The organism is Kitasatospora sp. NPDC056446, from assembly GCF_042796115.1.
In the GTDB taxonomy this organism is placed as follows: Bacteria; Actinomycetota; Actinomycetes; order Streptomycetales; family Streptomycetaceae; genus Kitasatospora.
Map to the genome: position 1 here is coordinate 1 of NZ_JBHTRF010000028.1, position 21616 is coordinate 21616.

At 73.2% G+C, this 21616-nt stretch carries 22 protein-coding genes; 8 read left to right on the plus strand and 14 right to left on the minus strand.

Annotated features, from left to right (window positions below):
• Positions 1–42: 42 nt before the first annotated feature.
• Positions 43–2262, minus strand: a complete 2220-nt coding sequence (katG, locus tag ACFQ6N_RS19150) for a catalase/peroxidase HPI (RefSeq protein WP_380650287.1) — start codon at positions 2260–2262, stop codon at positions 43–45.
• A 249-nt stretch (positions 2263–2511) separates the two neighbouring features.
• Between katG and ACFQ6N_RS19155 the strand changes: the two genes are divergently transcribed.
• Positions 2512–2925: a Fur family transcriptional regulator gene (locus ACFQ6N_RS19155; protein ID WP_380650288.1), complete on the plus strand. Its 414-nt coding sequence runs from the start codon at positions 2512–2514 to the stop codon at positions 2923–2925.
• Positions 2926–2959: 34 nt separating this feature from the next.
• Here the strand turns inward: ACFQ6N_RS19155 and ACFQ6N_RS19160 are convergent, their stop codons facing one another.
• The 3 genes from ACFQ6N_RS19160 to ACFQ6N_RS19170 form a co-directional block, all read right to left on the minus strand.
• A complete protein-coding gene (locus ACFQ6N_RS19160; RefSeq protein ID WP_380650367.1) occupies positions 2960–4189 on the minus strand; it encodes a cytochrome P450 in 1230 nt (409 codons plus the stop codon).
• A gap of 228 nt (positions 4190–4417) precedes the next feature.
• Positions 4418–5257, minus strand: coding sequence for a helix-turn-helix domain-containing protein (locus ACFQ6N_RS19165; protein WP_380650289.1), 840 nt, complete (start codon positions 5255–5257; stop codon positions 4418–4420).
• A 111-nt stretch (positions 5258–5368) separates the two neighbouring features.
• A complete protein-coding gene (locus ACFQ6N_RS19170) occupies positions 5369–6190 on the minus strand; it encodes an SDR family NAD(P)-dependent oxidoreductase (protein WP_380650290.1) in 822 nt (273 codons plus the stop codon).
• A gap of 176 nt (positions 6191–6366) precedes the next feature.
• On the opposite strand from ACFQ6N_RS19170, the gene ACFQ6N_RS19175 reads away from it, so the two are divergent.
• The gene (locus ACFQ6N_RS19175; protein ID WP_380650291.1) at positions 6367–7128 is read left to right on the plus strand and encodes an NADPH-dependent F420 reductase; all 762 of its coding nucleotides are present in this window, start codon (positions 6367–6369) and stop codon (positions 7126–7128) included.
• 37 nt (positions 7129–7165) lie between these two features.
• On the opposite strand, the gene galK is transcribed toward ACFQ6N_RS19175, so the two are convergent.
• Entirely contained in the window at positions 7166–8341 is a 1176-nt protein-coding gene (gene galK, locus ACFQ6N_RS19180) for a galactokinase (RefSeq protein WP_380650292.1), read from the minus strand.
• Between the two features lie 14 nt (positions 8342–8355).
• Positions 8356–9462, minus strand: coding sequence for a galactose-1-phosphate uridylyltransferase (gene galT, locus ACFQ6N_RS19185; protein ID WP_380650293.1), 1107 nt, complete (start codon positions 9460–9462; stop codon positions 8356–8358).
• A gap of 158 nt (positions 9463–9620) precedes the next feature.
• On the opposite strand from galT, the gene ACFQ6N_RS19190 reads away from it, so the two are divergent.
• Positions 9621–10436: a DeoR/GlpR family DNA-binding transcription regulator gene (locus tag ACFQ6N_RS19190; protein WP_380650294.1), complete on the plus strand. Its 816-nt coding sequence runs from the start codon at positions 9621–9623 to the stop codon at positions 10434–10436.
• 62 nt (positions 10437–10498) lie between these two features.
• Here the strand turns inward: ACFQ6N_RS19190 and ACFQ6N_RS19195 are convergent, their stop codons facing one another.
• The 6 genes from ACFQ6N_RS19195 to ACFQ6N_RS19220 all read right to left on the minus strand — a co-directional run bounded on the left by ACFQ6N_RS19195 (position 10499) and on the right by ACFQ6N_RS19220 (position 17208).
• The gene (locus ACFQ6N_RS19195) at positions 10499–11593 is read right to left on the minus strand and encodes a LacI family DNA-binding transcriptional regulator (RefSeq protein ID WP_380650295.1); all 1095 of its coding nucleotides are present in this window, start codon (positions 11591–11593) and stop codon (positions 10499–10501) included.
• A gap of 160 nt (positions 11594–11753) precedes the next feature.
• Positions 11754–13478, minus strand: coding sequence for a glycoside hydrolase family 36 protein (locus tag ACFQ6N_RS19200; RefSeq protein WP_380650296.1), 1725 nt, complete (start codon positions 13476–13478; stop codon positions 11754–11756).
• A 2-nt stretch (positions 13479–13480) separates the two neighbouring features.
• Positions 13481–14395 (minus strand): carbohydrate ABC transporter permease, encoded by a 915-nt coding sequence (locus ACFQ6N_RS19205; RefSeq protein WP_380650297.1) that lies wholly within the window; start codon positions 14393–14395, stop codon positions 13481–13483.
• On the minus strand, positions 14392–15351 hold the full coding sequence (locus ACFQ6N_RS19210) for a carbohydrate ABC transporter permease (protein WP_380650298.1): 960 nt from the start codon (positions 15349–15351) through the stop codon (positions 14392–14394). The genes ACFQ6N_RS19205 and ACFQ6N_RS19210 overlap by 4 nt, the downstream gene beginning before the upstream one ends.
• Positions 15348–16691, minus strand: a complete 1344-nt coding sequence (locus ACFQ6N_RS19215; protein ID WP_380650299.1) for an ABC transporter substrate-binding protein — start codon at positions 16689–16691, stop codon at positions 15348–15350. Before ACFQ6N_RS19215 ends, ACFQ6N_RS19210 begins: the two co-directional genes overlap by 4 nt.
• Positions 16692–16905: 214 nt before the next feature.
• Positions 16906–17208, minus strand: coding sequence for a hypothetical protein (locus ACFQ6N_RS19220; protein WP_380650300.1), 303 nt, complete (start codon positions 17206–17208; stop codon positions 16906–16908).
• A gap of 382 nt (positions 17209–17590) precedes the next feature.
• Here ACFQ6N_RS19220 and ACFQ6N_RS19225 point away from each other — a divergent pair, with 382 nt between their 5' ends.
• From ACFQ6N_RS19225 to ACFQ6N_RS19235, 3 genes are read left to right on the plus strand one after another with little or no spacing between them, the layout of a single operon-like run.
• On the plus strand, positions 17591–18478 hold the full coding sequence (locus tag ACFQ6N_RS19225) for a helix-turn-helix domain-containing protein (RefSeq protein ID WP_380650301.1): 888 nt from the start codon (positions 17591–17593) through the stop codon (positions 18476–18478).
• Entirely contained in the window at positions 18465–18674 is a 210-nt protein-coding gene (locus tag ACFQ6N_RS19230; RefSeq protein WP_380650302.1) for a DUF397 domain-containing protein, read from the plus strand. The genes ACFQ6N_RS19225 and ACFQ6N_RS19230 overlap by 14 nt, the downstream gene beginning before the upstream one ends.
• Positions 18675–18733: 59 nt before the next feature.
• Complete coding sequence (locus tag ACFQ6N_RS19235; protein ID WP_380650303.1) at positions 18734–18952, plus strand: DUF397 domain-containing protein; 219 nt, start codon at positions 18734–18736, stop codon at positions 18950–18952.
• Between the two features lie 88 nt (positions 18953–19040).
• On the opposite strand, the gene ACFQ6N_RS19240 is transcribed toward ACFQ6N_RS19235, so the two are convergent.
• Entirely contained in the window at positions 19041–19391 is a 351-nt protein-coding gene (locus ACFQ6N_RS19240; RefSeq protein WP_380650304.1) for a hypothetical protein, read from the minus strand.
• On the opposite strand from ACFQ6N_RS19240, the gene ACFQ6N_RS19245 reads away from it, so the two are divergent.
• The gene (locus ACFQ6N_RS19245) at positions 19384–19680 is read left to right on the plus strand and encodes a hypothetical protein (RefSeq protein WP_380650305.1); all 297 of its coding nucleotides are present in this window, start codon (positions 19384–19386) and stop codon (positions 19678–19680) included. The two genes, ACFQ6N_RS19240 and ACFQ6N_RS19245, sit on opposite strands and share 8 nt — an antisense overlap.
• A gap of 82 nt (positions 19681–19762) precedes the next feature.
• Here the strand turns inward: ACFQ6N_RS19245 and ACFQ6N_RS19250 are convergent, their stop codons facing one another.
• Positions 19763–20716 carry a MerR family transcriptional regulator gene (locus ACFQ6N_RS19250; RefSeq protein WP_380650306.1) on the minus strand — a complete coding sequence of 318 codons (954 nt, stop codon included), beginning with the start codon at positions 20714–20716 and terminating at the stop codon, positions 19763–19765.
• Between the two features lie 60 nt (positions 20717–20776).
• Between ACFQ6N_RS19250 and ACFQ6N_RS19255 the strand changes: the two genes are divergently transcribed.
• Entirely contained in the window at positions 20777–21541 is a 765-nt protein-coding gene (locus tag ACFQ6N_RS19255; protein WP_380650307.1) for a maleylpyruvate isomerase family mycothiol-dependent enzyme, read from the plus strand.
• Positions 21542–21616: the final 75 nt, after the last annotated feature.

A 21616-nucleotide genomic window follows, 5' to 3' on the forward strand; every position in this document is an offset into this window, starting at 1 on the left:
GCGTCGACGCCCCGGGCTCCCGGCCTCACCGGCGGGTGAGGGTCAGACCAGGTCGAAGCGGTCCGCGTTCATGACCTTGACCCAGGCCGCCACGAAGTCCGTCACGAACTTCTCCTGGGCGTCGTCGCTCGCGTACACCTCGGCGACGGCCCGCAGTTCGGCGTTGGACCCGAAGACCAGGTCGGCCCGGGTGCCGGTCCAGACGACCTTGCCCGAGTCGTCCCGGGCCTCGAAGGCGTGCGAGTCCTCCGAGGTGGCCGTCCAACGGGTGTCCAGGTCCAGCAGGTTGACGAAGAAGTCGTTCGTCAGCACCCCCGGGGTCGCGGTCAGCACGCCGTGCGCGGACCGGCCGTGGTTGGCGCCCAGCACGCGCAGGCCGCCGACCAGCACGGTCAGTTCGGGAGCGCTCAGGCCCAGCAGGTTCGCCTTGTCGAGCAGCAGGTACTCGGCCGGCAGCCGGTTGCCCTTGCCCGCCCAGTTCCGGAATCCGTCCGCCTTCGGCTCCAGCGCGGCGAAGGACTCGGTGTCGGTCAGCTCCTGCGGCGCGTCCACCCGGCCGGCCGCGAACGGCACCTCGACCGCGAGGCCGGCCGCCTTCGCCGCCTGCTCGACACCGACGCCGCCGGCCAGCACCACCAGGTCGGCCAGCGAGACCTGCTTTCCGCCGCCGGCCTGCGCGTTGAACTCCTCCCGCACGCCCTCCAGGGCGCGCAGCACGGTGGCCAGCCGGTCGGGCTCGTTGACCTCCCAGCCGATCTGCGGCTGGAGCCGGATCCGGCCGCCGTTGGCGCCGCCGCGCTTGTCGCTGGAGCGGAAGGAGGAGGCCGCCGCCCAGGCGGTGGAGACCAGTTCGGACACCGACAGGCCGGTGGCGCCGATCCGCCGCTTGAGGTCGGCGACGTCGGCCGCCTCGACCTGCCGGTAGCCGGCCTCCGGCAGCGGGTCCTGCCAGAGCAGCTGCTCGGTCGCGACCTCCGGGCCGAGGTAGCGGACGATCGGGCCCATGTCGCGGTGGGTCAGCTTGTACCAGGCGCGGGCGAAGGCGTCGGCGAACTCGTCCGGATTCGCCAGGAAGCGCCGGGAGATCGGCTCGTAGACCGGGTCGAGGCGCAGCGACAGGTCGGTGGTCAGCATGATCGGGACGTGGCGCTTGGCCGGGTCGTGGGCGTCCGGGACGGTGCCCTCGCCGGCGCCGTCCTTGGGCTTCCACTGGTGCGCGCCGGCCGGGCTCTTGGTGAGCTCCCACTCGTAGCCGAACAGCGTCTCGAAGAAGCTGTTGTCCCAGGTGACCGGGGTGGCGGTCCAGGCGCCCTCCAGGCCGCTGGTGATCGCGTCCCCGCCCACTCCGGTGCCGTAGCTGCTCTTCCAGCCCAGGCCCTGCTGCGCCATCGGCGCGGCCTCCGGGTCCGGGCCGACGTTGTCCGCCGGGCCGGCGCCGTGGGTCTTGCCGAAGGTGTGGCCGCCGGCGATCAGCGCGACGGTCTCCTCGTCGTTCATCGCCATCCGGTAGAAGGTCTCGCGGATGTCGCGGGCGGCGGCGATCGGGTCCGGGTTGCCGTTGGGCCCCTCGGGGTTGACGTAGATCAGGCCCATCTGGACGGCGGCCAGCGGGTTCTCCAGCTCGCGGTCGCCGGTGTAGCGCTCGTCGCCCAGCCAGGTGGTCTCCGGGCCCCAGTAGACGTCCTCGTCCGGCTCCCACTCGTCCACCCGGCCGCCGCCGAAGCCGAAGGTGCGGAAGCCCATGCCCTCCAGCGCGACGTTGCCGGTGAGGATGATCAGGTCGGCCCAGGACAGGCTGCGGCCGTACTTCTTCTTCACCGGCCACAGCAGGCGGCGGGCCTTGTCCAGGCTGGCGTTGTCCGGCCAGCTGTTCAACGGGGCGAAGCGCTGCTGGCCGCCGCCGGCGCCGCCGCGGCCGTCGCTGATCCGGTAGGTGCCGGCGCTGTGCCAGGCCATCCGGATCATGAACGGGCCGTAGTTGCCGTAGTCGGCCGGCCACCAGTCCCGGGAGGTGGTGAGGACCTCCTGGATGTCCCGCTTCACCGCCGGGAGGTCGAGGGCGGCGAAGGCCTTCGCGTAGTCGAAGTCCCCGCCGAGCGGGTTGGCGACGGCGGGGTTCTTGGCAAGGATCTTGAGATTGAGCCGGTCCGGCCACCACTGGCGGTTCCCGCCGCCCTGGGTGGGGTGCGGCGCGCGCCCGTGATTCACCGGGCAACCTTCCGCATTCGCCTCTGCGCCGGTCGCATCGTGGATGTCAGACATGGGAATCCTTCCCTCACAAGGCGGATCACGGTGTCTTCTCTGGCTGCCTGCGGCAGGTGTTGCCGCTGCGCACCGCAGCGACGGGAGCCACCTGCCGTTGCTACCCAGGCTAGCGCCGGAGCCGATCCTACGATGGACGGAATCCAAGTCAAGAAAGCCACCAAGCCCATATCCGATCGGGTTCCGGAGGGCGCAGGATGTGTATTGGTAAACTCCGGTCTTCCCCTTGACCTGAATAGGTGAACCGATATGAGTGACCTGCTGGAGCGGCTGCGCGGGCGCGGTTGGCGCCTCACGTCCCAGCGGCGTGTCGTGGCCGAGGTCCTGGACGGCGACCACGTGCACCTGACCGCGGACGAGGTGCACGCCCGGGCGGCCGAGCGCCTCCCTGAGATCTCCCGGGCGACGGTCTACAACACGCTCGGCGAGCTGGTCACCCTCGGCGAGGTCGTCGAGGTCGCCACCGACGGGCGCGCCAAGCGCTACGACCCCAACGCGCACCACCCGCACCAGCACCTGGTCTGCACCGGCTGCGGCGCCATCCGCGACGTCCACCCGCTCGGCAACCCGCTCGCCGACCTCCCGGCCGAACAGCGCTTCGGGTTCACCGTCTCCCAGGCCGAGGTCACCTACCGGGGGCTCTGCCCGGCCTGCGCGGGCTGACCGGGCCCTCCCGGCCGCCGCCCGGCCGGTGCGGCTACCGCCAGCGGACGCGCAGGTCCTTCAAACCGTTCTGGAAGTTGGAGACCAGCCGCCTCGGCGCCGGACCGGGGGCGAGTTCCAGACCGGGCAGGGCGGTGACGGTCCGGCGGAGCAGCGCCGACATCTGGATCCGGGCGAGCCGCGCCCCCACGCAGAAGTGCGGGCCGAACCCGAAGCTCACATGGTCGTTCGGCGCGCGGGTGATGTCCAGACGGTCCGGGTCAGGGAAGACCGCCTCGTCCCGGTTGGCCGAGGCGTGGTAGACCACCACCTTGTCGCCGCCCCGGATCGGCTGCCCGGCCAGCACCGTGTCCCGGGTGGCGGTCCGCCGGAACTCCAGCACCGGCGGCCAGAACCGGAGCAGCTCCTCCACCGCCGACCCGGTCAGGTCCGGCCGCCGGACCAGCCGCTCGTACTGCTCGGGGTGGGTGAGCAGGGAGTACAGGCCGCCGGGCAGGCCGTTGCGCAGCGTCTCGTTGCCGGCGACGCCGAACAGGAAGAACATCGTCTCGAACTCGCTGGCGCCCAGGCCGGCTTCGAGCATCCGGGCGACCATGCTGCCCTGCGGCGGCTGTTCGGCGAGCGCGTGGGCGTACGCGAACATGTCGGCGAGGGCGGCGCGGGAGCGCGGGTTGACCGGGCGGCCGTCGGGGGTGGTCAGGGCGGCGGGGCGGCGGTCGAGCGCGGCCCTTCCCGTCGCGGAGAGCCGGGACGGGTCGGCCGTGCCGGACCGGGCGTGGTCGGGGTCCTGGTAGCCGATCACCCGGTTCGACCAGTCGACCAGCAGCTGCCGGTCCTGCTCGGGCACGCCCAGGATCCGCGCCAGCGTCCACACCGGCAGATCGGCGGCCAGCGGCACGAAGTCGGCCTCGCCCGACGGGCGGACCGCCGCGACGAGTTCGGCCGCGCGCCGCTCGATGTCGGCAGTCAGCTCGTGCAGCGCGCGCGGGGTGAAGGCGGCGGCGACGGCCCGGCGCAGCCGGGAGTGGTCGGGCGGGTCCTGGTTGAGCATCATCGTGCGGGCGAAGGCCAGGTCGGCGGGCGTGTCCGGGTCCCGGATCTGGGTCGCGCCGAGGTGGGAGGAGAACAGCTCGGGGCCGCGCAGCACGTGCTTGACGTCGGCGTGCCGCAGCACCGCCCAGTAACCCGGCCCGGCTGGCCACTCCCCCACCGCCGGCTCCTCCACCCAGCAGACCGGTGCTTCGGCCCGTAGCTCACGGAACATGTCGTACGGGACGCCCTCGGCGTAGGTGGCGGGGAGGAAGATCCGGTTCACGTGCGCCTGGTCGGGGGTCACGTGGACGGACGGTACGGGAGAACCGTCCGGATGTCATGACGTCAGGATGCCGTGGAGAAGGAAGAGTTGTCCGAGCCGAGCGGGCGAAGCGGTCCGCCGGACCGCCTCCGCCGCGCCGGCGCGCAGGAGTTCGTACCGGCGGCCGGTGCCGGCGGGTCAGCGGGGTGGGGCCGTCCAGGAGAGCAGGAGGCGAAGGGCGTCGTCGGAGGGGGTGTCCGGGTCGGGGGTGTAGGTGATGAGGGCCTGGCCGGGGTCGTCGGCGGGGCGGAGGGTGTCGTAGGCGAGGTCGAGGGTGCCGGCCAGCGGGTGGTGGAAGACCTTGCGGCCGGAGGTCTTGTCGGCGACCGGGTGTTCGGCCCAGAAGTGGTGGAACTCCTCGCTGGAGAGGCAGAGTCGGCCGACCAGTCCGGCGAGCAGGGGGTCGTCGGGGCGGCGGCCGGCTTCGAGGTGGAGGAAGGCGACGTTCTCCCGGGCGCAGGTCGCCCAGTCTCCGTAGAGCTCGCGGGACGCCGGGTCGAGGAAGGTGATGAGGGCGATGTTGCGCTCCTCGGCCGGCAGGGCGCCGTAGTCGCCGAAGAGTGCGGCCGCGGCGTGGTTCCAGGCGAGGATGTCCATCCGGTGGCCCATGACCACGGCCGGGGTGTGGTCCAGCCGGTCGAGCAGGCGCAGCAGGGACGGGCGGGGCTGCTGGCGGGCGGCGGGGCGGCGCGGCCGGGTGGCGGGGCGGGCAAGGCGGTGAAGGTGGCCGGACTCGTCGGGGGCCAGCCTGAGCGCCCGGGCGACGGCGTCGAGGACGGATTCCGACGGGTTGCCGACCCGGCCCTGTTCGAGCCGGGTGTAGTAGTCGACGCTGACGCCCGCCAGGTGGGCGAGTTCCTCGCGGCGCAGTCCGGCGACCCGGCGGCGCCCGCCGTAGTCGGGGACGTCGACGTCCTCGGGCCGCAGCCGGGCGCGGCGGGTACGGAGGAATTCGCTCAGGGCGCTGCTCGGGTTCACGGTGCCGATTCTGCCCCGGGCGGGCGTCCCCGTGCCTGGTCCTGGCAGGACCAGGCACGGCTCCGGGCGGCCCCGGGCGGCTCCGGGCGGCCCCGGGCGGCTCAGCGCGGCTCAGCCGGTCAGGGAGGGGAAGGCGGGGACCAGGCCGCCGTCGATCGTGATGTCCTGGCCGGTGATGTACGAGGACCGGTCGGACAGCAGGAAGGCGACGGTCTCGGCGACGTCCTCGGCGGTGCCGAGCCGGCCGAGCGGGACCTGGGCGCGGATCGGATCGTGGTCGGCCGGGTCCGGAACCGCCGCGTGGAACATCCCGGTGACGATGTAGCCGGGGCTGACCGAGTTGACCCGGATCCCGCACCCGGCGAGTTCGCTGCCGAGGGTGCGGGCGAGGCTGAGGACGGCGCCCTTGGTGGCCGCGTAGACGGCGGCGCCGGGCAGGCCGCGGTGCGGGGTCCAGGAGGCGTTGAGGACGACCGAACCGCCGCCGGCCGCGTCGAGCAGCGGCAGGGCGTGCCGGACGGTGAACAGGACGCCCTTGAGGTTGACGCCCACGATCCGGTCGAAGTCGGCCTCGGTCACCTCCTCCAGCGGCTGGAAGCCGGCCACGCCCGCGTTGGCGAACACGCCGTCGAGCCTGCCGTACCGCTCGTTCACGGTGTCGGCCAGGCGGGCGAGGTCGGCCGGGACGGCGGCATCGGCGCGGACGGTGAGCAGCCGGTCGGCGGCGTCGAGCTGCCGGGCGGCGCGGGCGAGCCGGGCGTCGTCACGGCCGGTGACGACGACCCGGGTGCCGGAGTCGAGGAGGCGGCGGGCGGTGGCGAGGCCCATGCCGCTGGTGCCGCCGGTGACGAGGACGACGGGGTCCACGGGGCCGGAGGGGTCGGACGGGCCGGACGGGCCGGACGGGCCGGACGGGGTGCGGTTCGCGTTCATGGGCCCACCCTCGGCGCGGGGCGGGGGCCGGTACCAGGCCCGCCCCGACCCTGGGTCCGGCAGGACCACCCGGGCCGACGGGCGGCCCACCCGGCTGCCGGGCGGCCGCCCGCAGGTGCCGGGGAGTCACCCGCAGGTGCCGGGGAGTCACCCGCTGGTGCCGGGCGGTCACCCGGGTGCGGCAAAACCGTGCGCCGGGTGGGGAATCGAGGCGGTCACCACGTGGTTGGGCCAAGGCGACGAGCCAGTACGGACTCACCCACGAGGGGCTTCCCATGAAGATCGGCATCATCGGCGCGGGCAACATCGGCGGCAATCTCACCCGGCGGCTGACGGCCCTGGGGCATGACGTCTCGGTGGCCAACTCGCGCGGCCCGGAGACGCTGGGGGCGCTGGTCGAGGAGACCGGCGCGAAGGCGGTGACGGTCGGCGAGGCGGCCCGGGGCGCGCAGGTCGTGGTGGTCACCGTTCCGCTGAAGAACGTGCCCGACCTGCCCTCCGGGCTGTTCGACGGCGCCGCCGAGGGCGTCGCCGTGATCGACACCGGCAACTACTACCCGAAGGAGCGCGACGGCCGGATCGACGCGATCGAGGACGGTGGCCTGACGGAGAGCCGCTGGACGGAGCAGCACCTCGGCCACCCGGTGGTGAAGGTGTTCAACGGCACCTACGCGCAGGACCTGGTGGAGCGCCCGCTCCCGGCGGGCGCGCCGGAGCGGCTGGCCGTGCCGGTGTCGGGGGACGACGAGGCGGCCAAGCGGGTCGTCCGGGCGCTGGTCGACGAGCTGGGCTTCGACACGGTGGACGCGGGCGGGATCGACGACTCCTGGCGCCAGCAGCCCGCCACGCCGGTGTACGGGCTGCGCGCCGGGGTCGAGGCCGTGACCCGGGCGCTCGCGGAGGCGTCCCCCGAGCGCCCGGAGGCCCACCGGGCCTGACCGTCAGCCGGGCCTGAGCGTCAGCCGGGCCCGAGCGTCAGGCGAGTCTGCGCGCCCCGTCGGCCGGGACGGCGGTGAGGGTGCGCGGCTCGCGGTACCCGGCGGCACGGAAGGCCGCGGTGACGGCGGCGGCGACGTGCTCGGCCCCGGCGGCGTCCACCAGGGCGATCACGGAGCCGCCGAAGCCGCCGCCGGTCATCCGCGCGCCGTGGGCGCCGGCGGCCACGGCGGCCTCGACGGCGAGGTCGGTCTCCGGGCAGGAGACCCGGTAGTCGTCGCGCAGCGAGGCGTGGCCGGCGGTGAGGATCGGGCCGATCGCGGCGGGGTCGCCGGCGTCCAGGTGGGCGACGGCGGCTTCCACCCGCGCGTTCTCGGTGACCACGTGGCGCACCAACGGACCGAGTTCCGGCGGGAGTTCGGACAGCGCGCCGGCGAGCCCGGCCGGGTCCAGCGAGCGCAGCGCGGGCAGCCCGAGCAGGGCGGCGGCCCGTTCGCAGCCGGCCCGCAGGGCGGCGTAGGCACCGTCGCCGAGGTCGTGCTTCACCCGGGTGTCCAGGACGAGCAGGGCGAGGCCCGCCGCCGCGAGGTCGACCGGGACCTGGCGCATGGTCACGTCCCGGCTGTCCAGGAAGAGCGCGGCGCCCGGGCGGCAGCACATCGAGGCCATCTGGTCCATGATCCCGCAGGGCACGCCGACGAAGGCGTTCTCGGCCCGCTGGGCGAGCAGGGCGAGTTCGGTGCCGGACAGGCCCAGCCCGTACAGGTCGTCGTAGGCGGTGGCGACGACGCATTCCAGGGCCGCCGAGGAGGAGAGCCCGGCGCCGCCGGGGACGTCGCTGTCGAGCCGGATGTCCGCGCCGCCGATGCGGTGCCCGGCCTCGCGCAGCGCCCACACCACGCCGGCGGGGTAGGCCGACCAGCCCGGCACCGCGCCGGGGGCGAGGTCGGCGAGCCGCAGTTCGGTGACCGGTCCGCGGCCCTGGGCGGACCAGAGCCGCAGCAGCCCGTCGTCCCGGCGGGCGGCCTGGGCGCGGACGGTCTGCGGGATGGCGATCGGCAGGACGTACCCGAGGTTGTAGTCGGTGTGCTCGCCGATCAGGTTCACCCGACCGGGGGCGGCCCACTCCCCTTCGGCGGGGCGGCCGTAGAGCCCGGCGAAGGTGTCCGGGGTGCCCGGGGTGTCCTGGGTGTCAGCGGCCGGTACGGGGTTCACGGAGTTCAGGGGGTTCACTGGGCTACCTCCCGCAGCCGGCGGGCCGCGTCCTCGGGGGTGACGTCGTTGACGAAGGCGTCCATGCCGGATTCCACGCCGGCCAGGTACTTGAGCTTGTCGGCGGTGCGCCGGATGGTGAACAGCTCCAGGTGCAGGGCCAGTTCGTCGCGCAGGCCGGCCGGCGCCTGGTGCCAGGCGGAGATGTACGGGGTGCGTCCGGTGCCGAAGAGCCGGTCGAATCGGCGCAGCAACTCCAGGTAGACGGACGGGAATTCGGCGCGCTGCCGCTCGTCCAGGGCGGTCAGGTCGGGCACCCGGCGGTGCGGGAGGAGGTGGACCTCGTACGGCCAGCGGGCGGCGTACGGGACGAAGGCCGTCCAGTGCTCGCCGGAGAGCACGACCCGTTCGCCGTGGGCGCGTTCGGCGGCGAGGAGGTCGTCGGAGAGGTTGCGGCCGGTGTCGGCGCGGTGCGCGGTGGCGCGGGCGGCCATCCGGGCGGTGCGCGGGGTGGTGAAGGGGAAGGCGTAGATCTGGCCGTGCGGGTGGGCGAGGGTGACGCCGATCTCGGCGCCCCGGTTCTCGAAGCAGTAGACCTGCCGCACGCCCGGCAGGGCGGAGAGTTCGGCGGTGCGGTCGGTCCAGGCGTCCAGGACCAGGCGGGCCCGTTCGGGCGTGAGGTCGGCGAAGGAGGCGTCGTGGTCGGCGGTGAAGCAGACCACCTCGCAGCGGCCGGCGCCGGGGCCGCCGGTCCACAGGCCGTCGGCCCCGTGGACGGGTGCGGCCGGCGGTCCGGCGAGCGAGGGGAAGCGGTTCTCGAACACCGCCACCTGGTAGTCCTCGGCCGGGATCTCGCTGAGCCGGCCGTCGCGGGACGGGCAGAGCGGGCACTCCTCGGCCGGGGGCCGGTAGGTGCGGGCCTGGCGGTGCGCGGCGACGGTGACCCAGTCGCCGGTGGCCGGGTCGAGCCGGACCTCGGAGCCGGGGGCCCGCGGGTCCAGCGGGCGCTCGTCGCGGGTGTTCCGGGGGACGGCGGGGCCGCGGTCGTAGTAGATCAGCTGGCGACCGTCCGCGAGTGCGGTCACGGTCCTGCTGGTGGGCTGGGTCAGGGTCGTCCCGGACATGGCCTCGATTCTCCCGTCTCGTTCCGACAAAAATCCGACATGAATCAACAATCTCGAACACTATCCAACAGGACCGGCTGTCCGGAAGCGTCCGCCGCCTGCCATGATGGCGGGGGCCGCACCGGGCGGCCCGTCACCGCCCCGAGGAGGGACCCCCGATGGCAGACAGCGCCCAACCGCTCGCCGGGCAGCGCCGCGTGCTGATCCTGGAGCAGGTCCGCGCGCGCGGCGGGGTCCGGGTGACCGAGCTGGTCCGCGACCTCGGGGTGTCCGACATGACCGTCCGCCGCGACCTGGACGCCCTGGCCCGTCGCGGCCTGGTGCACAAGGTGCACGGCGGCGCGGTACGGGTCGAGGCGCCCGCCAGCGGCGAGCCCGGGTTCGAGACCAAGGCGCACTGGGAACTGCCCGCCAAGGAGGCGATCGCCCGGGCCGCCGCCGCACTGGTGCCGCCCGGCTCGGCGGTCGCCCTGTCCGGCGGGACGACCACCTTCGCCGTCGCCCGCCGGCTGCGCGCGGTCGAGGGCCTCACCGTGGTGACCAACTCACTGCGGATCGCCGACCTCCTCGAACAGCCCGACGAGGACGGCACCCCCGCCACCGCCACGGTGATCCGCACCGGCGGCGTCCGGACGCCCTCGGACGCCCTGGTCGGGCCGGTGGCCGACCAGGCGATCCGCTCCCTGCACGTCAACCTGCTGGTCCTGGGCTGCCACGGCCTCTCCCCCGAGGCCGGGCTGACCACCCCCAACCTCGCAGAGGCGGAGACCAACCGCGCCTTCCTGCAGTCCGCCCGCCGGGTGGTCGTGGTGGCCGACCACACCAAGTGGAACGCGGTCGGCCTGGCCTCCTTCGCCGCCCTGGACGGGCTGGACGTCCTGGTCACCGACGACGCCCTGCCCGCCGAACAGCGGGCGGCGGCCGCCCGGCTGGTCGGCGAGCTGATCGTCGCGCCGACCAGCGACTCCGACTGACGGACCGGCGGTTGACAGCCCGACGGCCGGCGGCCCGACGGCTTACGGCCCGGCGACCGGCCTCAACCACCGGCCGCAGGCCCGCCGCTGCTCCCCCGCACCACCAGCTCCGTCGCCAGCTCCAGCCCCGCCACCGGCGCCGCCTCCCCCCGCACCTGGTCGAGCAGCCGCCCGACCAGCGCCCCGGCGATCGCCCGCAGCGGCAGCCGGACCGAGGTCAGCGCGGGGTGCAGATGGCGGCAGAGCGGAGTGTCGTGGAAGCCGGTGACGGCCACCCCGCCGAGCCCGACCGCCAGGCCCTCCGCCCGGACCGCCTCGTACACGTCCAGCGCCGCCAGATCGCTGCCCGCCGCGACGGCGGTCGGCCGGTCCGGCCCGCGCAGCAGCGCCCGGACGGCGGCGACCGCCGACGGCCCGGCGGCCGGAGCGGGCAGACCGGGCAGCGCCGCCGGGGAGACCGGAGCAGCCGGGAAGACCGGCACCGCCGACAGGCCCAGCCGGTGCGCCTCGGCGAGGAAGCCCGCCCGCCGCGCCGCCATCCAGGGCAGTTCCTCGGCCGCCCCGAGGTAGCCGACCCGGCGGTGTCCGAGCGCCGCCAGGTGCCGTACCACCGCCGCCATCGCCGCCTCGTTGGCGATGTCCACCCAGTGCTGCGGCTCCCCCGGGCCGGTGCGCCCGAAGCTGACGAAGGGGACGCCGAGCCGGGCGACGTGCGCGATCCGGGCGTCCCGGGCGAGCACGTCCGCCAGCACCAGCCCGTCGACCTGACGGGCCGCCACCAGTTCGTCGATCGCGGCCGTCGGGTCCCCCGCCGGCGGGGCGGGCCGGAACAGCAGCACCCGCTGCCCCTCGGCCCCGGCCGCGTCGACCAGGGCCTCCAGGAAGCCGGCCATCAGCGGGTTGGGGTCGAGCGGGTCGTCCACCGGGGCGAGGTAGCCGAGGGTGCGCCGGGCGCCGCTGCGCAGCGAGCGGGCCGACTGGTCGGGCTGGTAGCCGAGTTCGCGGATCGCGGCGGTGACCCGCGCCAGGGTCTCCGGGCGGACCCGGTGCGGGGCGTTGAGCGCGTTGGAGACGGTCTGCCGGGAGACCCCGGCCGCACGGGCGACGTCCTCGATGGTGGTGGCGCCGCGGCGCGGTCGGTGCGGTCCCTCGGACATCCGGTTCTCCAAGCGTGGCCAGGCCCTCGGGGCGGGGTCGACGACCGTACGGCGATCGACGACCGTACAGGGGTCGACGACCGTACAGGGGTCGCCGGCCGCACGGGAGCCGACGGCCGTACGGGGTTCGGTGACCGTACGGTGTCGGTGACCGTACGGGTCAGCGGCGGTGCAGGGTCAGCAGCCCGCCGCGCGGCACCGGGATCGGCTCCGCCCGGTCCAGCCCGACCTCGCCCTGCCGGACGATACGCCCCCGGGCGTCCTGCACGGTGGCCGAGACCGTCCCGCTGCCGCCGGTGAGCCGGACGTCCGGGTCGGCGTCCGCGTTGGCCACCAGCAGGGTGTGCCAGCCGTCGCCGGAGGCGTCCACCGGCAGGGCGGCGTAGCGGGCCACCGCGATGGTGCCGTCGCCGCGCGCGGTGACCATCGGGTAGCCGAGGTCCGGGCGGGCCGGGAGCAGTTCGCCGAGTTGCAGGGTGGCGGTGTGGTCGCGGAAGACGCCGAGCCAGAAGGCGATCGCCTCGCGCTGCCCGTCGTTCTGCGCGGTGAGGTCGACGGAGATCTGCGGGACCGAGAACAGCACGTTGATCAGGTGGCAGGCGACCTGCTCCGGCGGCTCGGCCGGGTGCCACATCAGCATGTCGGCGTGGACCGGGACGGGCCCGGCGGCGAGCCGCACGTCGATCGTCCGCTGCCGGTTCTCCTGCGGGCTGAGCGGGCAGTCGGTGGCGCGGACCATGGTGGCGTACGGCCACAGTCCGGGGCTGACGTAGGGCTGGCGGTGCTCGATCATCGCCTCCGGGTTCGCGGCGCTGATCCGGCCGCGGATGGCCGCGAGCAGCCGCTCGACGCCCTCGTCGACGCTCGCGCAGTCCGCCTCGGGGCCGGCCTCCGGCGCGTCGTCGCGCTCGGCGGCGCGGGCGAACCAGTCGACGAAGTCGACCTTGAGGCCGTCCATGCCCCACTCCTCGACGGCGCGGGCGAGCCGCTCGGTGAGGAAGTCGCGGACCTCGGGGTAGCGGGGGTCGGCGACGATCGCGCCCATGTGGGCGGCGTCGGCGAGCGCGTGCCGGCCGATCCGCTGGTAGGCGGCGCTGTCCTTGCCGATGAACGGCAGCGCGTACCAGAGCAGGTAGCGGACGCCGAGGTCGTGCACCCGCCGCACGTGGGCGGCGGTGTCGGGCAGCGAGACCGGCTCCCAGTCGCCGCAGTGGGCGTAGCCGCGGGTGCGGTCGGCGGTCATCCAGCCGTCGTCCACGATGATCACGTCCATGCCGAGTTCCTTGCCGAGTGCGGCCTGGGTCTCGACGCCCTTGGGCGAGACGTCCTGGTGCATCGAGTACCAGGTGGAGTAGGCGGGGCGGCGGGCCGCCTCGGGGATGTCGACCGTCAGGCCCTCGCCCCACCAGGCGGCGAGGTCGGCCAGGGCCCGCCCGAAGTGCCGGCGCGAGGTGTCGATCCGGACGGTGAGCCGGCCGGCGGCCTGGACCCAGAACCGGAAGTCCCCGGTCTCCTCGACCACTCCGGACCCGGCCAGCACGTCCGGGCGCCCGGCGGCGAAGGCACAGAGCGCGACGTCCCCGGTGCCGACCAGCGCGCCGATCGGCGCGCCGTTGGCCAGGCCGGTGCGGCGCGGGGCGCTCCAGGCGGCGGGCAGCCAGCCGGTGCCGCGCGGTTCGGGCGTCCAGAGGGCAGTGGCGTCGACGCAGGGGACGCGCCACTCGATCCGGACGTCCCCCTTCCCCTCGGTGCTCACCTCGACGATGCCGTCGGCCACCCCGCGGGCCGTCGCCGTTCCGCTCACCCGCAGGTCCAGGCCCTCGGCGTAGAGCGGGCGCAGGCCGTCGGCCGCGGCGGGGGCGTGCGGTTCCCAGATCTCGGTCATGCTCAGCCTTTCGTGGCGCCGGCCAGCAGGCCGGAGATGAACTGCCGTTGGAGGACCAGGAAGAGGACCATCATCGGCAGGGTGGACAGCGCGGTGCCGGAGAGGATCGCGCCGTAGTCGGTGTTGCTCTTGTTGCCGTGCAGGGTCGCGAGGGCGACCGGCAGGGTGTGCATGTCGGGGCTGCGCAGGGCGATCAGCGGCCAGACGAACTGGTTCCAGGAGCCCAGGAAGAGGAAGATCGACAGGGCGGCCAGCACCGGCCGCATCACCGGCACCACCACGCTGAACAGCACCCGGAGTTCGCCCGCGCCGTCGACCCGGGCGGCGTCCAGGAGTTCGTCCGGCAGGCTGCTCAGCGACTGCCGCATCAGGAAGATGGCGAAGGGCACGCACAGGCCGGGGAGGATCAGCGCCTGGTAGGTGTCCAGCAGACCGAAGTCCATCATCATCTTGAACAGCGGTACCAGCACGACCTGTTCGGGGACCACGAGGGTGGAGAGCAGCAGTCCGAAGAGCAGGGTGCGGCCGCGGAAGCGGAACTTGGCGAAGGCGTAGCCCGCGAGCAGCGCGACGACGAGCGCCCCGACGGTCTGCACCCCCGCCACCAGCAGGGAGTTGCCCACCACCCGGAGCAGGCCGATCTTGTCCTGGAGGTGGCCCAGGTTCTCGCCGAGGCTCCCGCCGGGCAGCAGCTTGGGCGGCCAGTCGAAGACCTCGGTGTCCTTGCGGGTGGCGGAGACCACCAGCCAGTAGAAGGGGGCGATCGACAGCCCGGTGATGCCGGCCAGGAAGAAGGTCAGCGGCCAGCCGCGCAGCTTCTTGAGGCTCAGGAGCTCGCGGTTCGCGCGCTCGGGGCTCGGACGCCGGGGGTCCGCGCGCCGGGGGTCCACGCTGGGGTCAACGGTCTTGGAGGTCACTTCTCGCGCTCTCCCATCAGGCGCATCTGGGCCGCGCCGAGCACCGACACGAGCAGGGTGAGCGCGTAGGCGATGGCGGAGGCGTAGCCGAAGTCGAAGTACCGGAAGCCGTTCTGGTACAGGTACATGGAGACGGTCAGGGTCGCGTTGTCCGGTCCGCCGCCGGTCAGCACGTACGGCTCGTCGAAGAGCTGGAGCGTGCCGATGGTCGAGAGCACGACCGTGAACAGCAGCACCGGGCGCAGCGCGGGGACGGTGACGGCGGTGAAGCGGCGGATCGGGCCGGCGCCGTCGACCATCGCGGCCTCGTACAGCTCCTTGGGGATGGACTGGAGGCCGGCGAGGTAGATGACGGCGTTGTAGCCGGTGTAGTGCCAGGTGAGCACCAGGACGACGGCCATCCGGGCCCAGACGGGCTGGCCCAGCCAGTCGACGGAGGGCAGGCCGACGGCGTTCAGCGCCCAGTTGACCGCGCCGTCGTCGGACTTGAGCAGGTAGGCGAACATCACGCCGGTGGCGACCAGGCCGGTGACCGAGGGCATGAAGACGCCGAGCCGCCACACCGTACGCCAGCGCACCAGCGCGGAGTTGATGCCGACGGCCATCAGCAGGGCCAGTCCGAGCATCAGCGGGACCTGTACGACGAGGATCTCGCCGGTGTTGCGCAGGGCCGTCCAGAACAGCGGATCGTCCAGCAGGCGACGGTAGTTGGCCAGTCCGGCGTTGCGGGTGGCGGTGCCGGATCCGGTGGTGAAGGACAGCAGCAGCGAGTCGACGACCGGGTAGGCCTTGAACACGCCGAAGGTGAGCAGGGCGGGGGCGAGCAGCAGGTACGGCACGGCGGTGCGGCGCCAACGGCGGGGGCCGGCGGGCTTCTTCGCGAGCACCGAGGACCGGCCGGACGGGCCGCCGGGCGCGATCAGGGACGGACGGGCGGGCGGGCCGGCGGTGCTCATACGAGGCCGCGCCCGGTCTGCTGGGCGAGCTGCTTGGCGGCGTCCTGGAGGACGGCGGCGGGGTCGGCGCCCTTGAGGAACACCTTGGTCTGGGCGTCGCTGACGAGCTTGAGGGCGCGGGCGTAGTCGCTGGAGTAGTTGGTGGGGTCGCCGCCCTCGGTGGCGAGGTCGGTGAAGGTCTTGAGCACCGGCTGACCGCCGTAGAAGGCGCTCGGGGTGGAGTACATCGGGTCGCTGTAGGCCTCGGTGAGAGCCGGGAAGACACCGCCCGCGTTGAACATCGTGTTGACCGAGGCGGGGCGGGTGAGCGCGTACTCGACGAACTTCCAGGCGGCGCGGCGGCGCGGGCTGGAGGCGGCGACGGCCAGGTGGGTGGAGTTGACCAGGGCGGTGCGCTTGCCGCCGGGGGTGACCGCCGGGGGCTTGGTGAGGCGCCAGTTGCCGCTCTGGTCGGGGAACTTCTTCTCCAGGTAGTGGGCGACCCAGGTGGGCATCGCGGCCACCGCGAGCTTGCCGGTCTTCATCACCGGCGGCCAGCTCTGGACGCCGGGGGTGTCGCCGATCAGCCCGGCCTCGTCCAGCCGCTTGATGATGGTCAGGGCGCGCACGGCCGGCTCCGAGGCAACGGTGATCTTGCCCTGGAGGTCGAAGTAGAAGGCGCCCTGGAGCTGCATCAGGCCCTGGAGGAAGTCCAGGTCGGGGGTGGGGTTGGCGGCCCGGTTGACACCGATCAGCGCGACGCCGGGGTTGGCGGCCTTGAAGCGGTCGGCGACGGCGAGCAGGTCGTCCCAGGTGGCGAAGGTCTCGGGGTCGATGCCCGCCTTGTCGAAGTAGTCCTTGCGGTAGAAGAAGCCCAGCGCGTTGACCTCCCAGGGCAGCGCGTAGGCGTGGCCGTCCTTGCCGGTGACGACCGGCCACAGGCCCTTGGCGAACTTGTCCTTGTGAGCGTCGGCGCCGAGGGCGGAGAGGTCGGCGAGGCCGCCGGGGAACTTCTCCTGGTAGCCGGGGAGGTAGTCGCAGCCGATGTGCAGGACGTCGCCGAGGCCCTGGCCGCCGGCCGCCATGCCGACGGTGATCTTGTCCCAGATGGCGGGCTCGCCGATGTCCTGGACGTCGACCTTGATCCCCGGGTTGTCCTTCTCGAAGGCCGGGACGATCCCGCGCAGGGCGTCGGCGGCGGTGGCCCAGGACCAGACGGTGATGGTGCCGGTGTCGGCGTCCCCGCCCGAGGCGTTCCCCGAGCCGGAGCCGCCGCAGGCCGCGAGGGTGCCGCCGCCGGCCAGGGCCAGCAGGCCCGCTCCGGAGGCGCGGAGCAGATCGCGTCGGGAAAGGTGTGACATTGCATTCCTCTCGATGGGGCGGCGCCGGAAGGCAGGGAGAGCAAGGGGAGGGTGGGTGGCGCTCGCTGATTTGAACGTTCAAACACACAAAACAAACCAGAACCAAACACGTTCCAACGAGCGGGTCACAGCAAACGCCCGCCCTCCCCGTGCCGTCAAGACCTGGGCACGGGAAGGACGGGCTCCGCAACCGTTCCGTTATCAGCCGGGCAGCTCAGGATGCCTCTGCCCCGGCCGGTGGCGGGGAGGCCGCCCTGCACACGTAGATCGGGTGAGGGTCGAGCCCGACGAACGCGACCGCCCCCACCGCGCCGAATCGGTACAGCCGGTGGGCGATCCGCCCGGCGGCGCGGGGGCCGAACTGGTCGGCGAGACAGTCGGCCTGGTCGGCGTCCAGCGGGAGCAGCGCGAGGCCGGCCCGGAGGACGTCCAGGGCGTCGAAGAGACTGGCGAAGGTGGTGGGCCCGGTGAAACCCACGATCTCGACGGTCACGGAGAAGGGGAGCCCGTCGCTCACTGCGCGCCGCCCTCTCCGATCGGCGCCCACGCGGACCTGCGATGGCGGGGCAGACGGCGGGGGTGCGAGCTGGCGAGGCTGGGTGGCTTCTTCAACGTTCCGGGCATGGCGGGGCTTCCTCCGGGCGTGGCTCGCAGTAGGCGGCGTCGGCCAGGAACGGGCATGGAAGTGCCCAGGTGGCCACCCGTCAGATCGCCGTGAGCGAGCAGTCGGACTACTGCCCGTAGTCTGCCCAAGACGCTCAGCAATCTGCAAGACTTCATTTTGGGGCATTCGAATGATGTAACTCATTTGGTTGACATTCATTGCGAAGCGGGCATGCAGGTGCTTTCATTTCGAGCGCTGACGGTGCTTCATACTGGAAGCCAGGAAGGGGAAGGCCATGCCGGAAGGGTCAACTGGATCAACGGTGCCGCGCAGGCAACTCGGGCGGTACCTGCGCGATCTGCGCAACCAATCGCGATTCACGGTGCGGGCGGCGGCTCGCAGCCTGGAGTGGTCGGAAGCGAAGATGTGGCGCATCGAAAGCGGTCACACGTCCTTGCGAAGCCTCGACGTCGAGGCCATGTGCAAGGTCTACGGCGCGCCCGCCGAACTGACCGAGGCCCTGATGGGGCTGGCGAAGGAGACCAAGGCCCGGGGCTGGTGGCACGCCTACGGGGATGTCATCCCGGAGGGGTTCGACCTCTTCATCGGGCTGGAAGAGGCGGCTTCGAAGATCGCCTGGTATGAGAGCGAGTTGGTTCCCGGCCTGTTGCAGACCGAGGACTACTCACGTGTGATCATGCGAGCGCACAACCCTCGCGAGGACGAAGACGAGATCGAGCGACGAGTCCACCTGCGCTCGGCTCGCCAGGTGCTTCTCACCAGGGTCACCGATCCGCCGGTCTTCGACGTCGCGCTCAATGAGGCGGTACTACGGCGTCCCATCGGTGGCGACAAGGTCATGGCCGGGCAGCTCGCCCACCTGCTGGAGGTAGGCGAGCTGCCCAACGTCACCCTCAAGGTGGTCCCGTTCAAGACGGGTCTGCACCTGGGCGTCCTGACAGGCCCGTTCGGAATCCTGCGCTTCCCGCTCAACGGCGACGGTTCCGAGTCGGAGCCACCGACCGTCTACGCGGACGGCTACACCGGCGACCTGTATCTGGACAAGCCCAACGAAGTGGAACGCTACGACGCGGCGTTCACGAACATCTGGGAGACGGCGCTCAGTGAGCAGGCGTCGAAACAGCTGATCTCCGAAGTGGCAGGAAGCTATGGACACGGTTGATCTGACAGGAGCGGTGTGGTTCAAGTCCACCCGCAGTAACGGACAATCCGCTTGCGTCGAGGTCGCGATCCTCGACGCCAGCGTCGTTCCCGTCCGGGACTCCAAGGACCCCAGCGGGCCGGCACTCGTCTTCCCCACCGATGCCTGGACGGCGTTCGTCACCGCCATCAAGGCCGACGAACTCCCGCACACCTGACAGAGGTTGCGCGGGAAGTCGGCCGACCGACTTCTCGCGCAGATCGCAAAGGAACTCGAATGATCGACCCGGGTCGGGACAGCCTGAAGCGCGCGGCGTGGCGGAAAAGCAAGTTCAGTGGCAATCAGGGCAACTGCGTCGAGGTCGCCGACGGCTTTTCCGGCGTCGTCCCCGTCCGGGACTCCAAGGACCCCAGCGGGCCGGTGCTCGTCTTCCCCGCCGATGCCTGGACGGCGTTCGTCACCGCCATCAAGGCCGACGAACTCCCGCACACCTGACAGAGGTTGCGCGCGAAGTCGGCCAGGCCGATCTATCCGGTCGGCCTGCGTGGGAAGTCGGCTGAACCGACTTCCCACGCAGCTCGGATCAGAGCAGTCCGTCGGTGCCCTCGCACTTCAGGGTGGCGCTGATCGTGCCCTTGGCGCCCAGCAGCTGGTTGACCGGCATGTCGGTGAGCGTGATGGCGTCCTTGGTCCGGGCGGCCGTCGCACCGATCGGGGCCGTTCCGGACCACACGATGGCGTTCGCCGTATCGGCGTCGCCGGTGGTCACCAGCGCGCTCACATTCCCGGCACCGTCGAAGGTGATGATCACACCGGCCTTCGCGGTCCCGGTGTTCTCCGCGGTCAGGACCAGCTTCCCGGACGGGGCCTTGCTCCCGATGCAGGACCCCGCCTCAAGCTGGAAGGTGCCGCCGCCGGTCCCCTTGATGGTCATGGTGTTGGCGCCGGCCGGAGCCGCGCCGCCCGCCGCCGCCGTCGTGGGCGCGGGGGTCGCCGCACCGCCGGCCGGAGCCGAGGCGGCACCGCCCGAAGGCGCCGTGCTCGGCGCGGAAGTCGGCGCGGCGCTCGGCGCGGAGCTCGGTGCGGAAGTGTCCGGAGCAGCGGCCTTCGTCGCCGACGAGGAGGAGGAAGAAGAGGATCCGCAAGCCGAGAGCAGCAGGGCGGAGACGCCGACGATCGCGACGGAGAACACACGTGTCATTCGATTCATGGAGGGAACGTAACGCTCCCGTGTGACAGAACGTCAGTGAATAGCTCACAACTTCGTCTCGAATCGAATCATCGAAGGCACCGGCCCCGGGGCGGCTATGCGGCGCCGCCAGAGCGTGCGGCGCCGCCAGGGCGTGCGGGGCGGGCGGAGCGGGCGAGGGAGTCGGTCAGCCACAGGTAGGACAGGCCGAGCGTGACCGGCTCCCCGCCCGCCTCCGCCACGAGCCGCCAGTAGCGGCGCATCCGCGGGTCGCGGTCGACGGCCACGTAGGCCAGCAGCCGGCCCCTGAACCGCGGGGTGTCGGAGTCGCCGCGGACGGCGGCGTGGGCCGCGACGAACCGGTCGAGTCCCGGGCCCGCCCGGGGCGGCTCACCGGCCCGCACCATGGGCTGGACCAGCGCGCACGCCTCGCCGATCCCGCTCACCAACTCGTCCTCGTCGGCGATCAGTCCGGCTGCCGCCCGCGCCCTGGCCAGCAGGCCGCGGGTCAGCTCCCGGTCGCCGGCCAGGGCGAACAGCTCGGCGAAGGCCAGCACCTGCGGCGGGGTCGGGTCGGCGGGCGGCTCGGGTACGGCGATGGCGACGAACGCGGTGAGCATCGCCTCCGACACCGGGGCGACCATCGCGCGCCTCCAGAAGTCGATCAGCGCGTCCCGGGCGGCTCCCCCGCCCTCCATGGCGGCCAGCAGCTCCAGCCTGGCGGCCCGGTCGGCCGGTCCGGCCTCCTCGACGGCGCGCAGCGAGGCCCGCCGCCAGGCCAGGTCCGCGAGCCGTACGTCGAGCGCGGCCCGCTCGGCCGCGACGGCCTCGGCCACGGAGCGCTCGCCGGCGAGCACCTGCCTGATCGAGGGCAGCCCGAGCCCGACCCTGCGCAGCCGCCGGACCAGGCCGAGCCGCTCCACCGCCGCCCGGTCGAACCTGCGGTGCCCGCCCGTACTGCGCACCGAGTCGATGATGCCCTCGTCGCAGTAGAAGCGGATGGTGCGCACCGGTACGCCGGTCAGCCGGGCCAGGTCGCCGATCCCCGACGTCTCATCGAGCAAAGGCACTTGAACCTCCACTGGACTGGAGTTCCTACCGTACCCGGGTGACCCCCTGAGAGGAGCATCATGACGACGTCGATGCCGGACACCGCACGGCTCGTGGAGGGCCTGCGGGAGCAGACCGGGCGGTTCGCCCGGGCGGTAGCCGGAAGGGACCCGGACACGCCGGTGCCCACCTGCCCGCAGTGGCCGCTGCGCACCCTCGTCGGGCACGTCGGCCAGGAGCACCGGTGGGCGGCCGAACTCGTGCGCGCGGGCGAGCAGTTGCCCGCCCCCGACCCGTGGCTGGCCGATCCCGGCGCGCCGGACGGGTGGGGCCGCTGGCTCCGCGAAGGCGTGGAGGAACTGGTCGACACGATCCGGGAGATCGGCGCGGACACCGGGTTGAACACGTTCTTCGGGCCGAGGCCGGCGGCCTTCTGGCTGCGCAGGCAGCTCGGCGACACCTGCGTCCACCACTACGACGCGGCGCTCGCCACCGGAACCGCGTTCGGGATCGCCGACGACCTCGCGGCCGACGTGATCAGCGAGACCCTGGAGCTGCTGTCCACGCCGGCCTTCGAGACGGTCAGGCCCGCCGTCGCCGGGCTGCGCGGCCGGGGCGAGCGGATCGGGTTCCGGCCGAGGTCCGGGCAGGGCTGGGTGATCACCAGGACGCCCGAGGTGCCGCGGTGGCGGCGCGGGCCGGTCGAAGCCGACGTGGTGGTGTCGGGGGCGGTGGCGGACCTCATGCTGGTGGTCTCCCGCCGCCTCCCGCCGCAGGACCGCCGGGTGTCGGTGACGGGCGACCGGGCCCTGCTGGACCACTGGCTGACCCACACGGCGCTCTGACGGTCCACCGGCCGCGGGGGGAGGTGGGCCCGCCCCCCCCCCCCCCCCGGCCCCCCCGCCGACCCCCCCCCCCCC

Excerpts from the sequence above, each read along its gene's own strand:
- katG (WP_380650287.1), bottom strand. The coding sequence starts at position 2,262 with ATGTCTGACATCCACGATGCGACCGGCGCAGAGGCGAATGCGGAAGGT.
- ACFQ6N_RS19155 (WP_380650288.1), top strand. The coding sequence starts at position 2,512 with ATGAGTGACCTGCTGGAGCGGCTGCGCGGGCGCGGTTGGCGCCTCACG.
- ACFQ6N_RS19160 (WP_380650367.1), bottom strand. The coding sequence starts at position 4,189 with ATGTTCCGTGAGCTACGGGCCGAAGCACCGGTCTGCTGGGTGGAGGAG.
- ACFQ6N_RS19170 (WP_380650290.1), bottom strand. The coding sequence starts at position 6,190 with ATGAACGCGAACCGCACCCCGTCCGGCCCGTCCGGCCCGTCCGGCCCG.
- galT (WP_380650293.1), bottom strand. The coding sequence starts at position 9,462 with ATGTCCGGGACGACCCTGACCCAGCCCACCAGCAGGACCGTGACCGCA.
- ACFQ6N_RS19190 (WP_380650294.1), top strand. The coding sequence starts at position 9,621 with ATGGCAGACAGCGCCCAACCGCTCGCCGGGCAGCGCCGCGTGCTGATC.
- ACFQ6N_RS19195 (WP_380650295.1), bottom strand. The coding sequence starts at position 11,593 with ATGTCCGAGGGACCGCACCGACCGCGCCGCGGCGCCACCACCATCGAG.
- ACFQ6N_RS19200 (WP_380650296.1), bottom strand. The coding sequence starts at position 13,478 with ATGACCGAGATCTGGGAACCGCACGCCCCCGCCGCGGCCGACGGCCTG.
- ACFQ6N_RS19210 (WP_380650298.1), bottom strand. The coding sequence starts at position 15,351 with ATGAGCACCGCCGGCCCGCCCGCCCGTCCGTCCCTGATCGCGCCCGGC.
- ACFQ6N_RS19215 (WP_380650299.1), bottom strand. The coding sequence starts at position 16,691 with ATGTCACACCTTTCCCGACGCGATCTGCTCCGCGCCTCCGGAGCGGGC.
- ACFQ6N_RS19225 (WP_380650301.1), top strand. The coding sequence starts at position 17,591 with ATGCCGGAAGGGTCAACTGGATCAACGGTGCCGCGCAGGCAACTCGGG.
- ACFQ6N_RS19230 (WP_380650302.1), top strand. The coding sequence starts at position 18,465 with ATGGACACGGTTGATCTGACAGGAGCGGTGTGGTTCAAGTCCACCCGC.
- ACFQ6N_RS19235 (WP_380650303.1), top strand. The coding sequence starts at position 18,734 with ATGATCGACCCGGGTCGGGACAGCCTGAAGCGCGCGGCGTGGCGGAAA.
- ACFQ6N_RS19245 (WP_380650305.1), top strand. The coding sequence starts at position 19,384 with ATGGTCATGGTGTTGGCGCCGGCCGGAGCCGCGCCGCCCGCCGCCGCC.
- ACFQ6N_RS19240 (WP_380650304.1), bottom strand. The coding sequence starts at position 19,391 with ATGACCATCAAGGGGACCGGCGGCGGCACCTTCCAGCTTGAGGCGGGG.
- ACFQ6N_RS19255 (WP_380650307.1), top strand. The coding sequence starts at position 20,777 with ATGACGACGTCGATGCCGGACACCGCACGGCTCGTGGAGGGCCTGCGG.